We start from the raw sequence: 13,579 nt of genomic DNA, 5'->3' as shown, positions 1-13,579 counted from the left end.
TAGTACAGCCGCACACGATGTGTAAGTACTGCGGGACACTGTGCGCTTGTGCACGCTGGTGTGAGCATGTAGGAGGCGTTATTTAGATGTGTCGACGCTCGCCTTCACACAGCGTCTGAACCCGACTCTCAGCTGATTTCTGAGCCGACCTCTAATCCCACCAGAAATACCACTGGCGGCTCTGGTGAATAAACTCCGTCAGCGGCTCAAAATCTTCAAACACCTGGAACGGAAGATCCGAACAGAACGCGATTTGCTCGACCGCCACCTTCTTCGCCTCCAGCGGGTCTGCCACGGGGCGTTCCACCAGAAATTCCAGACAATTAGCACCGTCAAGAGCCGCCGGGATTGCACCATACTTTTCACGCCAATAGTGGGTGAACGCCAGCTGCGTTTCAGCGTCCGGGCAGTCATTCCAGCCGCCAAAGGGCAAGTACGCGGGAATGTCGGCGGGGTCATCGGTCGGAATCTGCAACAGGAGCATCTCGCCTTGCTCCTCCTCATCCAGGAGCTCGTAGCAGAGCAGAGCAGAAAGAGTCGGGGCCTCATCTTCAGGCTCCTCATCGGGCAGAAAATCGGAGCTCATAAACTCGTCAACAAACTCATTGAGGTTGAACTCGTCCGAGTTGTCCTCGTTAGTATCTTCGCCGTCATCGACAACCCTGCGCAGCTGTTGGGCAATGGCGGCGCTGCCATACTCTTCGGCGGAGGCGCCACCCCGGGCGGTACGGTAACGCTGCAGAACAGCACGAGTGTAGGCACTCACCTGCTCCGGGGTCAGCGTCTCAACATCGTCAATGATGTCGTGTTCAAGGGACACCGCAATGACCATGCTTTCAAGCACCGTATCATTCAGGTTCAGGAAGAAGGGGGGCGAACCCCTCCGCACGTCCCAGCTTAGCCAGCTCATCGTAACGGGCCATGGCATCAGTAGCCGCAGCGCCCACCGCAATACGCTCGTGCAGGTAGGGGAAGAGGCGCGTAAAGTGCCGGTAGGTGTCGCTCATCGCAGGCGCGGATGCTGCTGATTCGGATGCTACTGATTCGGACGCTGCTGACTCGGACATGGGGGCTCCTCTCTGAACGGTACCTATCGCCTGCAATGGCGGGTGGGCTGTACCCGATACTACCAGCCTAGCGAAAGCCCGCGCATCCCGCCCCGAAAATGGTCATCGTAACCGCAATGGATCTGCTCCCAGCCTGTGAGAGCGGCGAAAAAGGGGAGCACCGGGCAGAGAAAAAGGGGCCGGGATGATTCACACATCCCGACCCCAAAGTTCACGGGCGGACCCGTACTATTCCAGGTACAGACTAGTCCAGGTACAGACTAGTCCAGGTGCAGACTAGTTCAGGTGCAGTGCCTCGTTCAGCTCCACGGTGTTCTTAGCACGCGGCAGAACCTCGATCGCGCCGCTGACCGAATTGCGGCGGAACAGCAGGTTCGACACACCGGACAGCTCCGCAGCCTTCACCACGCGCGCCTCCTGACCGGGCAGCAGAACGCTCACGCGCGAACCAGCGGTCACGTACAGGCCAGCCTCAACCACACAGTCATCGCCCAGGGCAATACCGATACCGGACTCCGCACCCAACAGGGAACGCTCACCAATAGACACGCGCTGAGTACCTCCACCGGAGAGTGTGCCCATCGTCGAGGCGCCGCCACCCACATCCGAGCCGTCACCCACCACAACCCCCTGAGAAATACGGCCCTCAACCATGGAGGTGCCCAGGGTACCGGCGTTGAAGTTCACGAAGCCCTCGTGCATCACGGTCGTGCCGGACGCCAGGTGCGCACCCAGGCGTAGGCGGTCACCGTCACCAATACGTACACCGGCGGGAACCACGTAATCCACCAGGCGAGGGAACTTATCAATGTGGCTCACACTCAGGTGGCCCAGCTTGCGCAGACCAATCGCAAGCTTCTGGAACTCGGCGGCAAGCACCGGGCCGTGGTTGGTCCAGGCAACATTCGCCAGGGTACCGAACAAGCCGTCCAGGTTCAGCTCGTTGGGGCGAACCAGGGTGTGCGAGAGCAGGTGCAGACGCAGGTATGCGTCAACTGCGTCTTCGGGTGCCTCATCCAGGTTAATGGAGGCAGTGCGTACCTCGGTGCGAGCATTGCGTGCCGGGTGCTCAGCGGCCAGCTCCTCTAGCTCGTCCGCGATGGACAGGTCAGGAGTCTGGGTGAGGGAGGGGGCGGGGAACCAAGCATCCAGGACGGTGCCGGCGTGCTCGCCAGAGATAACAACATTAACCAGTGCAACGCCGGAGGCATAACGGGGAGTGTTTTCAGACATACCGTCCATTATAGTTTTGGGGATTGGTGTCCCTTCAAGAGCGTCCCATATCTTCGATATGGGCGCTGTGTGCGCGGGGGAACCTGTAAGGTGGAAGGATGAGCGTTTCCCCGAATATTTCTGAGCATCACTCGGTTCCGGCTCCGCCCCTGAACTTGGACGTATCCATGCCCGAGCTGACCCGTGCCCTGCTGGATTACGAGTCGGTTTCCGGCAACGAGCAGCTAATTGCTGACGCCGTGCACACGGCGCTGTCGTTCTGCCCGCACCTGCACCTGACTCGTGACGGGGACGCCATTATTGCCCGCACTGAATTCCCGCCGCCGCCCGGTGCTAAGGTCGAGCGTACCCGCATTATCCTTGCCGGTCACCTGGACACCGTGCCCCTGCCCACCGTTGAGGGATCCCTGGGTACCGTGCCGTCCACGGTGCGTGAAGAAGAGGACGGGTACGTGCTCTACGGCCGCGGTGCCACCGATATGAAGGGCGGTGTGGCGGTGCAACTGAAGCTTGCCGCCGAACTGACCGTGCAGGACACCGACTACAACCTGACCTACATCTTCTACGACAATGAAGAGGTTGCCAGCGAACTCTCCGGCCTGGCACGTCTGATCCGCAACCACGGCGAACTCATCACTGACGCAGACTTCGGTGTGCTGCTTGAACCGACCAACGGCACCATTGAGGGCGGCTGTAACGGCACCATGCGTTTCTTCGTGCGCACCCGCGGCCTTGCCGCCCACTCGGGACGCGCTTGGCGCGGCGAGAACGCGATTCACGCCCTGGCACCGGCATTGGCGGCGCTCGCCTCCTATGATCCGAAAACTATTGCCGTGGAGGGCCTGGATTATCGTGAGGGCCTGAACGCGGTGCAGATTTCTGGCGGTGTTGCCGGTAATGTGATTCCTGATGCAGCGGCAATGCACGTGAACTACAGGTTCGCACCCGATAAGAACCTGGACGAGGCGGTCGCCCATGTGCGTGAGGTCTTCGCCGGTTACGAGCTGGATTTTGTGGATCTTTCCCCGGCAGCTCGCCCCGGCCTGGACACCCCGCTGGCAGCTTCCCTGATTGAGGCGGTGGGGCAGGAGCCGCAGCCGAAGTATGGTTGGACGGACGTGGCGCGCCTGAGTGAGATCGGTATTCCCGCCGTAAACTTCGGCCCCGGTGATGCTCTGCTGGCTCATACCGATAATGAGCATGTGAGCTTTAGTCAGCTGACCCGGTGCCACGCGGATTTGCGTGCCTGGCTACTCAGCGACCGTGACGAGGATTAGACATAACAGGACTAGTCGCGGCGCTGATTCTGCCGGTGCTGACGCTACTATTTGAATTTAGGTGACCGTCAGGGGTTGATGGTCCTGCATGATATGAGATTGAGATGAACATTCTGCTGATTCTGCTTGCCCTGCTGATTGCGGGCATCGCGGCGCTCTCCGTTGTGGCGCTCACCGGTGAGCGTGCCGTGCCCGGTGCCGCATTCTTTAGTGGTGTGGGCCGTGACGGTTTGGGTACTTTCGACCGTGTGGAGGATTTGACTACTGCGGTTCGTTTCTTCGGCGATCCCGAGGACGAAAAGGCGTCTGCGAGTGAGTCGGCATCCGGTGATGCTTCTGCTGAAGCAACTGCAGAATCCGCTGAGGGTGCTGCTGAGACTGCTGGTGAGCAGAAACCCGTGTGTCGCGTCGCGGTTCCGCGGGCTGATGATGCGGAGAGCACCTTGAGCGCGCATAACCTTGTGGAGAAGCGAAAGAACGTCCGGGCGGCTTCCTCCGGTCGGGTGGCTACTCCGGCTGAGGGGAATTAGCGTCTGTGAGTGTTCCTTCTCAGCACCCTAGCCCTGTTCCGCTTGCCCGCGCTAACTCTGCCGCTGACTCGGCACCCCGCACCTCCTCGGAGCAGGGTGAGTCCTTTGACCAGCTACTGACCTGGGCGTACGCCGCTGCCGGTGAGCGCCTGCACCGTGTGTGGGAGCGTCTGTGTGCCCTGCCCGCGTGGCTGTCGGTGCTACTGATTTATGGTCTGTCCCGCGTGTGGGGCTTCATTGTGTTTGCCGTGGTCGGTCAGCAGCAGCTACGAGGTCCGTGGGGTGAGCACCTGGATTATTTGTCGTTCATTAGTATCTGGGATGCCGGCTGGTATGAGCAGATTGCGGTACAGGGCTACCCGAGTGAGTTGCCGGTGAATGCAGCGGGTGTGGTTCAGCAGAATCAGTGGGCTTTTTATCCGATTTTCCCGCAGCTTTCCGGTGCTATTAGCCATGCGACAGGCATCGGGTACTACCCGGTGGCGGCGACTGTTGCTCTGCTTGCCGGTTTCGCAGCCGCGTGGGTGATTTACCTGCTCTTTGAGGCGTCGTTGAAGGCGACCGGTTTCAAGAGTGAGGAGTTGCCTTCTGTGCTGTCTAAGTGGGCTGTTGCGTTGGTGTCATTCTTGCCGGTTGCGCCGGTGCTTCAGGTGCCCTATGCGGAGTCGCTGAATCTGGTGTTCCTTGCCGGCGCCCTGCTGTGCCTGGTTCAGGGACGCTACGGTCTGCTGGTTCCTGTGGCGGCGTTGGCGTGCCTGTCCCGCCCGGTGGGTGTGCCCCTAGGCGCGACTGCCGGTCTGTGGTGGTTTACGTGCTGGGTTCGTTCAAGCCGCCAGTCGAGTATGGGCACGGCGTTTGTACGTCATCTGGGGCAGCTGGTGAGCGCCCTGGTGGTGTGTGCGTGTGCGCTGGTGTGGCCTGCGATTGCATGGTGGGTTACGGGCCGTGTGGATGCATACACCGCCACGGAGACGGCGTGGCGCGGCACCCATCTGGCGCTGATTCAGCCGTGGCTTTCGCAGGGTTACCTGTACTTTGGGTATGCAGCTCCGGTACTGCTGACTCTGCTGATTCTGGGCTTTATCGCTCTGTGCTTGAGCCCGTTGGCACGTAGGGTTTTGGCGGCTCCGTTGAACCTGTGGTGTCTGAGCTATTTTGCGTATTTGATTCTGTTTTTGAATCCGCAGTCTTCGACGTTCCGTCTGTTGTTGCCGTTATTCCCGCTGGTGATTGTGGTGGCGGCGGTGAGCCGTTCGCGGGCGTATCGTTGGGCGTTGCTGGTGGCAGGTGCGTGCGCGCAGTGGGGCTGGGTTGGCTGGCTGTGGCATTGGAAACAGCTCCCCGGCGGTGGAGACTACCCGCCGTAAACCGAATATTGTGTCAGGAGACCGCCGGTGTGTAGCCGGCAGTCTCCTGTGTTCTTAGCCGTGGGCGCAATGCCCCTTTGCGGTGCTGTAGCATACGCCTTTTGCCTGTCCAGATTTTAAAGACACGTCCAGAAAGCGCCGCGGGTTCGGCGGTGCTGGCTCGGAACTGATAATCTATATTCCGTGTTTGGTATTAGTGGCACCGAGTTTATTATTTTGGCCGTTATCACGTTCTTTGTGATCGGTCCCGAACGCATGCCTGAATACGCCCGACAGATCCGTGAATTCGTCAAGATGGTGCGCCGTATGGCGTTCGACGCGAAGGACGACTTCAAGGAAGCCCTGGGCGAGACAGGTTTGGAAGATATTAACTGGCGCCAGTACGACCCCCGCCAGTACGACCCGCGCGTGATTGTGAAGCAGGCGTTCGCTGAGGATGACGCCGAGCGTGAGCGTGAGGCGAAGGAACGTGAAGAGGCGCTGCTGAAGGAGAAGGAAAAGTCGGAGAGCCGTGCTCTTCCGCGAGGCGCATACGCTCCCTTCGATGTGGACGCAACCTAAGATTTTGACATGAAAGAACCCCGCACTGTGATGGTGCGGGGTTCTTTGTATATCTGCTGTTTGGCCGCAGCTTCTAGAAGCTTGGTCCTAGACTGCTGCAGCTTTAGACGAAGAGCGGCAGGCTCTGACCCGCCCTCGACTCGCCCGAGTGCAGTAGCTGCGAGGCAATGGACTGAATCTCTTCGGCAGCGGACGAATCTGGGTGGCTCCAGACCACGGGGGTACCCTCGTCGCCGCCGGTACGCAGGTTTACGTCCAGCGGGACCGAACCGAGCAGTGGTACCGGGTAGGAGAGCGCCTCCGAAAGACGCTCAGCGAGCACCTGACCGCCGCCAGAACCGAACATGTCGAGTACGGTACCGTCCGGTAGGGTCATGGCAGCCATGTTCTCGACCACGCCCACGACCTTCTGACCGGTCTGCAGGCTCAGGGTGCCGGCACGCTCCGCCACATCCACCGCGGCGTGCTGCGGGGTGGAAATAAGCACCAGCTCCGCATTGGGCAGTAGCTGAGCCATGGAGATGGCAATATCGCCGGTACCGGGCGGTAAATCGAGCAGCAGCACATCCAGGGCACCGAAGTGCACGTCCATGATGAACTGCTCCAGGGCGCGGTGCAGCATGGGGCCGCGCCACGCTACCGGCTCGTTGCCCTTGAGGAACATGCCGATAGAAATCACACGAATAAAGCCGCCGCTGACCTTCTGCTCACCCCAACGCTGGGCGGGGGCGGGAACATCCACGGTCGGCGGAAGAATCAGATCATCCAGGCGGGTCGGGGCGTCAGTAATACCCAACAGACCCGGGATGGAGAAGCCGTGCACATCCGCGTCAATAATGCCCACCGCAAGCCCGCGTGAAGCGAACGCGGCGGCAAGATTTGCGGTCATAGAGGACTTACCCACGCCACCCTTACCGGACACCACACCGAACACGCGGGTTAGCGAACCGGGTGCGGTAAACGGGTTGGAACGCTCCGGCTTGAGCATCGAACGCAAGGCGGAACGCTGCTGCGGGTTCATCGCACCCACCACCAACTGCACACGCTCAACACCCTCAACGGTGGCGGCGGCGTCACGAACTTGCTGTTCGATGGTGTTCTTCAGCGGGCAACCCTCAATGGTGAGTAGCACCGTGACCTCAGCCCAGTGGCGACCGGGAATCGGCGCACCCAGCTCATCCAGCTCAGGATGCACGAGCGCAGTGTCAACCATACCCAGCTCCGTAATGGGGCGGCGCAGTTCGGGATCCTCGACACGGGCGAGCGCCGCGTAGAGCGCATCCTGCAGGGGTGAATTAGCGGTCATGGGCGCCTCCTTCACGGGTGCGCTCTGCCTGCTGCTGTGCCTGCTGAGCTTCGCGGCTCTGAGGCTGGCTCAGATCGCCGCGGTGGGAATGATCCTGTGCGGAGTCCTTCGCAGAGCGTTCAGACTTGTCAGAGGGCTGCTCGGTGCCGTTCTCGGTGCCCTCAGCGTCCTTTTCCTCGCCCTCGGAGATATCGATATCGTCGATAGCCTCCTCCAAGTCCTCAATGTCTTCACTGATGTCCTGCAGCTGCTCGGCGTGACGCTCCTGCTCCTGCGCAATGTTCTGCAGTTCCTCAAGAATGTCACGCAGCTCGCTACGGACGAAGTCACGGGTCGCAACCTCACGCAGAGCAATACGCAGCGAAGCAATCTCGCGGGTCAGGTACAGGGTCTCCTCCAGGTTCTGCTGGTCGCGCTTACGGTCCTCAGATGCCACCACACGGTCGCGGTCATCCTGACGGTTCTGCGCCAACAGCAGCAGGGGAGCAGCGTAAGAAGCCTGCAGGGACAGCATCAGGGTCAGCAGGGTGAAGTTCAGACTACGCGGGTCGAACTGCATCTCCTCCGGCGCCAGGGAGTTCCAGGCAAGCCACACGCCACAGAAAACGGTCATCCACATCAGGAACTGCGGGGTACCCATGTAGCGTGCAAAGCCCTCGGTCATGCGGCCGAAAGCATCCGGGTTGGGGCTCGAGAACAGCTTCGGCTTACGGGTACCGGGGGTGCTCAGCTGCGAGTCGTTACGCTGCGGGCGGGAGTCGCCGCGCTCGCGGTTGCGTTCAGCGTACTTCTTCTCCAAGCGGTCTTTGAGAATGCGAGCCTTATCGATGCGGGGGTTCTCTTCGGTACGGTTTGCGTCACGGCGGTTCGAATCAGGCAAAGCGTCGTCCTACCTTTCGTACGGGAGTTCCATCATCGTAAGTGCGCCAGTCTTCGGGCAGAAGCGCATCGAGCACGTCGTCGATGGTCACTGCGCCTACCAGGCGGTGCGATTCGTTCACAATGGGAACGATGGTCAGGTCGTAGGTTGCCAGCACGCGTGCCAGCTCTTCCAAGCTGGCCTGGTCAGAGACGGGCTCAGTGCCGGTATCAAGGATGTGACCAATCGGCTCGCTCGGCGGCACACGCAGCAGCTTCTGCATGTGCACCAGGCCCAGGTATTTGCCGGTCGGCGTTTCCAGAGGCGGGCGGGTCACCATCACAGCAGCCGCCATCGCCGGAGGGATTTCCTCGGCGCGGATGTGCGCGAGCGCCTCTGCGACGGTCGCCTCGGGGGAGAGGATAATCGGTACCGGGTTCATGAGCGAACCGGCGGTACCTTCGTCGTATTCGAGCAGTCGACGCACATCGTCTGCTTCGTCGGGTTCCATGAGTTCGAGCAGCTTTTCACGCTGGGCGTCGTCCAGCTCGATGAGCAGGTCGGCGGCGTCGTCCGGTTCCATTTCTTCGAGGACCTGCGCGGCACGCTCGTCATCCAAGTGTGAGAGGATCTGCACCTGGTCCTCGGCGGGCAACTCCTGCAGAACGTCCGCGAGGCGCTCATCCTGCAGTTCGGCGGCGATTTCGACCATGCGCTTATCGCTCATCTCGTGGATAGCGTCCGCAAGGTCGGCGGGCTTGGAGTTCTCATGGTTCGCCACGAACGCGGTTGCTGCCTGCGGTTCCACATCGGTGGAGAGCACCGCTTCGTCCCAGTCGACGATGAGGGTCTCCTTAGAGCGGCGGCGCCACGTGTTGGAGGAGGAGCTGACGCGGGAAACGAACAGCTCGGTCACGCCCCAGTCGCCGTTGCGGCGCTGCTCAATGGCGACGTCCTCAATGACGGCGTCGCCGCTGCCGTCGAGCAGGCGCACACGGCGGTCAAAAAGCTCACCAACGATGAGAGTCTCAGAGTTGCGTTGTTCAAAGCGGCGCAGGTTCACCAGGCCGGTTGAAATGATCTGTGAAGCGTCGATACTTCGCACACGGGTCATGGGCATGAACACGCGTTTCTTGCCGAGCACCTCAATAATGATGCCGACAACAATGGGTTCGCTGCCCTTGGCGGGGCGGGCGCCCGCAATGGATGCGCCCAGGCCGCGTTTGAGCACGACAACATCTCGGAGACGTCCGAGGCGGTCACCGAAGGGGTCAAAAACGTCGAGGCCCAGAAGGCGGGCAATGTAAATCTTGCTGGGGGTGCTGAACTTCGAATTGCTCACCTCTCTAGGGTACGCTCTGCCGTGGGGATTCGCACTTTGAGAAGCCTAATTGAAGAGGTGTTTGCTACGCCTGTAGAGGAGCTGACTGCCCACCGGGCCCAGGGTTGGGGTGGGCGGTAGAATAGGAGTCATGACTTCTCACCTGCCGAATATTCCCTCGACCCCGCCTTCTTCATATCTGGCGTCGCGCCTGTCGCAGGCTCAGGGCAAGCCTCTGCCCGCCGGTGAGGCGATTGCCTCCTTCGTTCGTCACGATGATGCGCTCGCCGCTTTTGATGTGCTCAGCGAGCAGGATTATCCGGTCACGGCGCTGTACCTGGTCAATGACGGTATCCGCCAGGTGGAGTACCCGGTACAGCCCGGTTATGGTCGTGCCCTGATTTCTTCAGCGATTCAGGGTGTGGTGATTGGCCTGTTGTATTCGGCATTTGTGTCTTTGAACGGCACCTCTTTTATCTCTGCGGCAATGTCTACGGTGCCTATCTCTGTGGCCATTTTTGTCCTGTGGCGTATGTTTGATTTGCGCCGCGGCCGCGGGGCTCGTTACCCGATGCGTACTGAGGCGATTCCCTCGCGCACCGTGATGTACGCTCTGCCGGAGTACGCTCAGGATGCGCGCCGCGTGCTGGGTGCGCATCCTCGCTTCTCGGCGGCGGTTGCGGCTGCGCGTGCGGCTGCAGCTCCGGATGCTTCGCAGGCTCGTGCGGCACAGAGCACCGTTTCGATGAATGGTGCACCGGTTCCGACCGGCGCCCCGAAGGCGCCCTCGTACCGTGCGCAGGCGGGTAGTCAGCCGGCACCGAACCAGAACCTGCCCGTGCGTGATGCGACCGCGCAGAACGCGGTGGCTCAGAGCGCGGCGCAGAATATGCCCGCACCGGTTGCCCCCGTACAGTCCACACAGTCCGCCGAACAGGAACAGGCAAGTACTGACCAGACGACCGGTCAGAAGTCAGATACGCAGAAGCGTCCGGCTCAGCGGTACGGTCTGCGAGTGGACGACCCGGAAGAGTACGCGAAGCTGATTCAGCCCAAGCCGCAGCGTCCGACCCCGCGCCCGCAGGGCCTGCACGATAAGTCCTCGCACAATAATTCTTCGAAGGACTACGAATAACCGAACCCGCAACGGCAGTAGCCGCCCATCACGGTGGGAAACAACCATAGAAGACACGCGAAAGCCCCTCACCGAACGAGTTGGTAAGGGGCTTTCCCTATGAGCCGTTACTAACGCATCTGGGGGTAGGCGTTACTTCGCCAGCTTCGCCATCCACTCCTCAATGCCCTCAACGGTGCGCGGCAGTGCAGCGGAGAGATTCACGTTGCCGTCCTTGGTGCAGAGCACGTCGTCCTCAAGGCGGATACCGATACCGCGGTATTCTTCGGGAACGGACAGATCCTCGTCCTTGAAGTACAGTGCAGGCTCAATGGTGAAGACCATGCCCGGCTCCAGCTCAGCCCACATGTACAGTTCAGCCTTTGCCTGCGCACAGTCGTGCACGTCCAGGCCCAGATGGTGGCTGGTGCCGTGCGGCATCCAGCGGCGGTGCTGACCGCCCTCAACGGTGAGCGAAACATCAGCGGAAACAGGCAACAGGCCCCATTCTTCCAGACGGTGTGCAAGAACGTTCATGGCAGCCTCGTGGATTTCGTAGAACTTGACACCCGGCTTAGCGACAGCGAATGCGGCGTCAGCAGCCTCCAGCACAGCGTTGTAGACCTTCGCCTGAACCTCGGTGAACTTACCGTTCACGGGGAAGGTGCGGGTCACGTCTGCGGTGTACAGGGTGTCGTCCTCAACGCCTGCGTCCAGCAACAGTAGCTTGCCGTCGTCGACGGTGCCGTTGTTGCGGATCCAGTGCAGGATAGTTGCGTTGTTACCGCACGCTGCGATGGTGTCGTAGCCCAAGTCGTTACCGTCGGTACGTGCCACGGAGAAGAACGCGGTCTCAACGACGCGTTCGCCACGGTGATGTTCCTTAGCCTTCGGCAGGGAGCGAATGACCTCTTCGAAGCCCTTGACGGTCAGATCAACGGAACGCTGCAGGTTCTCAATCTCGATAGCGTCCTTGATCAGGCGAGCCTCGGAGAGAGCCACGGCCAGTTCGGAGTCCAGCTTGTCAGCCTGCTCCAGCTCCACGCCGGTGTTGTAGCGGGAGGTGTCAACCAGTGCGTCAACAGCCGGGTCAACATTGCGGACCAGGCGGATGTTCACACCACCCAGGCCCTGGTTACCGGCGTTCTTAGTGATAGCTACCTCAAGCTCGGATAGGTCTCGGGTGCGGATGCCGAAGCGTTCGGAGAACTCCTTCAGGGTGGGGCGGGGACCAACCCAGAACTCGCCATAGCGGGCGTCTGCGTAGAACTCGGTGGTGTCGCGGCCAGCCAGCGGACGGAAGTACAGGGTGACTTCGTGGTTGGAGCCGTTGTCACCGGTACCCTCTTCGACGGGCTCGAAGATCAGCACAGCGTCGGGTTCGTGGTCGATGCCCAGACCGGTCTGGTGCGCAAACGCCGAGTGGGGACGGAAGCGGTAGTCGCAGTCGTTGGAGCGGACCTTCAGCGGGCCTGCGGGCAGGACGAGGCGCTCGCCGGGGAATGCCTTGGAGATCTTGGCACGGCGCTCAGCCGCGTAGTCTGCTACGGGCTCGCGAGTGTAGCCGTCATCTTCGGCAGGTGCCCAGTTTGCGGCAATGAATTCGGTGAACGCAGATGCCTTAGGGGTGCTGCGGTGGTCGTTCTTCTGAGCTTCGGTGCTCTTCTCATTGTTCTCAGTCATGGGTTAATCATATCGCCTTCACCACAAGTGGGCAGATGTTTTAGCGCTTTTGACTATAAGAGAGGACCGGTGGGGCAGAATATATCTTTGACCTGCGACCGGGTACCCGATATTGCGCCGCCGATATTGGTAGGGTTGAATCAGAAGAGTAGATGACATGCCTTAAAACCCCGCTGAGGTGGCGAGGAACTAGCAAAGGCGGGGAAGGAGAGAAAATGACGCAGACAGAACATCGAAATAGTGCACCGCAAAATAATGCGCAGCAGGCACCGCAGCCCGCTGAATCGGGCGCGCCTGAAAACCGGAACCTTACCGGGAGCTATGATCTGCATATTCACTCCGCTATTTCTGACGGTACGCAGAACCTGGCCGAGCTGGTGCCGCTGATTGCTCGCGCTGGGTTGGCGGGTTTTGCGCTGACTGATCACGATACGACGGCTGGATGGGCGCAGGCGGCTCAGCTGGCGGATGAGTACGGTCTGGATTTTCTGCCGGGTGCCGAGTTCTCTTGCCGCTACCGGTACACCGACGGTGAGGGCCGCGCACGCACGAAGACTATTCACCTGCTCGCTTATGGTTTTGACCCGGTGGGTTCGGAGTTGGCGTGCCGTGTGGAGGCGATTCGCGCCAGCCGTGCGGGCCGTGCACAGGCTATTGTGGACCGTCTTGCCGCTGACTACCGGCTGACATGGGATGACGTGTTGGCGCAGGTGGGGGCGGGGAACACAGCGGTGGGCCGCCCTCATATTGCTGATGCGCTGGTGGCTGCTGGTGTGGTTGCTGATCGTTCTGAGGCTTTTGCGAAGCTACTGTACACGGGTAGCCCCTACTATGTGCCGCAGGGCGCGCTGGATCCTTTAGAGGCGGTGCGTCTGGTGCGTGAGGCTGGGGGTGCGCCGGTGATTGCGCACCCGATGAGTACGATGCGTGGGCCCGCGTTGAGCCTGGAGTATCTGGGTTTGATGGTGGAGGCTGGCCTGGCGGGTGTGGAGGTGTATCACCGTGAGAATTCGGTTCAGGACCGTGCGCGTCTGCTGGAGTTCATTGAGGGTCAGCGCGCGGCGGGCCGTGAGGTACTGGTGACAGGTTCGAGTGATTATCACGGTGCGGGCAAGCCGAACCTGCTGGGTGAGAATACGACGGATGCGGCGACGGTGGCGCATATCCGCGAGTTGCTGGCAACCCGGTAGTAAGACCAGTAGCTAGGGGAAAGAGTGTGGGGGGGGGGGGGAAACCCCGGGCCCCCCCCCCCCGCAAAAAA

13 protein-coding genes are annotated in these 13,579 nt (G+C 60.8%); 6 read left to right on the top strand and 7 right to left on the bottom strand.

The annotated features are described in order from the left end of the window. Positions 1 to 151: 151 nt before the first annotated feature. The 3 genes from QFX05_RS08360 to dapD form a co-directional block, all read right to left on the bottom strand. Positions 152 to 844: a DUF4253 domain-containing protein gene (locus QFX05_RS08360; protein ID WP_279741106.1), complete on the bottom strand. Its 693-nt coding sequence runs from the start codon at positions 842 to 844 to the stop codon at positions 152 to 154. Between the two features lie 4 nt (positions 845 to 848). Next, positions 849 to 1,067 carry a hypothetical protein gene (locus QFX05_RS03885; protein WP_279741104.1) on the bottom strand — a complete coding sequence of 73 codons (219 nt, stop codon included), beginning with the start codon at positions 1,065 to 1,067 and terminating at the stop codon, positions 849 to 851. Between the two features lie 276 nt (positions 1,068 to 1,343). Further along, the gene (dapD, locus tag QFX05_RS03880; RefSeq protein ID WP_279741102.1) at positions 1,344 to 2,309 is read right to left on the bottom strand and encodes a 2,3,4,5-tetrahydropyridine-2,6-dicarboxylate N-succinyltransferase; all 966 of its coding nucleotides are present in this window, start codon (positions 2,307 to 2,309) and stop codon (positions 1,344 to 1,346) included. 89 nt (positions 2,310 to 2,398) lie between these two features. Between dapD and dapE the strand changes: the two genes are divergently transcribed. The 4 genes from dapE (at position 2,399) to QFX05_RS03860 (ending at position 6,035) form a co-directional block, all read left to right on the top strand. Next, on the top strand, positions 2,399 to 3,577 hold the full coding sequence (gene dapE / locus QFX05_RS03875; RefSeq protein ID WP_279741100.1) for a succinyl-diaminopimelate desuccinylase: 1,179 nt from the start codon (positions 2,399 to 2,401) through the stop codon (positions 3,575 to 3,577). A gap of 104 nt (positions 3,578 to 3,681) precedes the next feature. Next, positions 3,682 to 4,107 carry a taurine ABC transporter substrate-binding protein gene (locus tag QFX05_RS03870; protein ID WP_279741097.1) on the top strand — a complete coding sequence of 142 codons (426 nt, stop codon included), beginning with the start codon at positions 3,682 to 3,684 and terminating at the stop codon, positions 4,105 to 4,107. A gap of 5 nt (positions 4,108 to 4,112) precedes the next feature. Then, entirely contained in the window at positions 4,113 to 5,474 is a 1,362-nt protein-coding gene (locus QFX05_RS03865; protein WP_279741095.1) for a hypothetical protein, read from the top strand. Positions 5,475 to 5,657: 183 nt separating this feature from the next. Next, positions 5,658 to 6,035, top strand: coding sequence for a Sec-independent protein translocase family protein (locus QFX05_RS03860; RefSeq protein WP_279741093.1), 378 nt, complete (start codon positions 5,658 to 5,660; stop codon positions 6,033 to 6,035). Positions 6,036 to 6,138: 103 nt separating this feature from the next. Here QFX05_RS03860 and QFX05_RS03855 read toward each other — a convergent pair whose 3' ends face one another. From QFX05_RS03855 to QFX05_RS03845, 3 genes are read right to left on the bottom strand one after another with little or no spacing between them, the layout of a single operon-like run. Continuing rightward, complete coding sequence (locus tag QFX05_RS03855; protein WP_279741090.1) at positions 6,139 to 7,341, bottom strand: P-loop NTPase; 1,203 nt, start codon at positions 7,339 to 7,341, stop codon at positions 6,139 to 6,141. Beyond that, positions 7,331 to 8,221 (bottom strand): DUF1003 domain-containing protein, encoded by an 891-nt coding sequence (locus tag QFX05_RS03850; RefSeq protein ID WP_279741087.1) that lies wholly within the window; start codon positions 8,219 to 8,221, stop codon positions 7,331 to 7,333. Before QFX05_RS03850 ends, QFX05_RS03855 begins: the two co-directional genes overlap by 11 nt. Beyond that, positions 8,214 to 9,542 (bottom strand): magnesium transporter MgtE N-terminal domain-containing protein, encoded by a 1,329-nt coding sequence (locus QFX05_RS03845; protein ID WP_279741084.1) that lies wholly within the window; start codon positions 9,540 to 9,542, stop codon positions 8,214 to 8,216. The genes QFX05_RS03850 and QFX05_RS03845 overlap by 8 nt, the downstream gene beginning before the upstream one ends. Positions 9,543 to 9,672: 130 nt before the next feature. Between QFX05_RS03845 and QFX05_RS03840 the strand changes: the two genes are divergently transcribed. Continuing rightward, a complete protein-coding gene (locus QFX05_RS03840; protein WP_279741081.1) occupies positions 9,673 to 10,656 on the top strand; it encodes a hypothetical protein in 984 nt (327 codons plus the stop codon). A gap of 132 nt (positions 10,657 to 10,788) precedes the next feature. On the opposite strand, the gene QFX05_RS03835 is transcribed toward QFX05_RS03840, so the two are convergent. Then, positions 10,789 to 12,318 (bottom strand): aminopeptidase P family protein, encoded by a 1,530-nt coding sequence (locus QFX05_RS03835; protein ID WP_279741079.1) that lies wholly within the window; start codon positions 12,316 to 12,318, stop codon positions 10,789 to 10,791. A 215-nt stretch (positions 12,319 to 12,533) separates the two neighbouring features. On the opposite strand from QFX05_RS03835, the gene QFX05_RS03830 reads away from it, so the two are divergent. Next, complete coding sequence (locus QFX05_RS03830; RefSeq protein ID WP_279741076.1) at positions 12,534 to 13,508, top strand: PHP domain-containing protein; 975 nt, start codon at positions 12,534 to 12,536, stop codon at positions 13,506 to 13,508. The last annotated feature ends 71 nt before the right edge of the window (positions 13,509 to 13,579 follow it).

Source organism: Rothia similimucilaginosa, assembly GCF_029850875.1.
Taxonomy (GTDB): Bacteria; Actinomycetota; Actinomycetes; order Actinomycetales; family Micrococcaceae; genus Rothia.
Note: the sequence above shows the minus strand (reverse complement) of the source record. Positions and strands in the feature narration are given on the sequence as shown.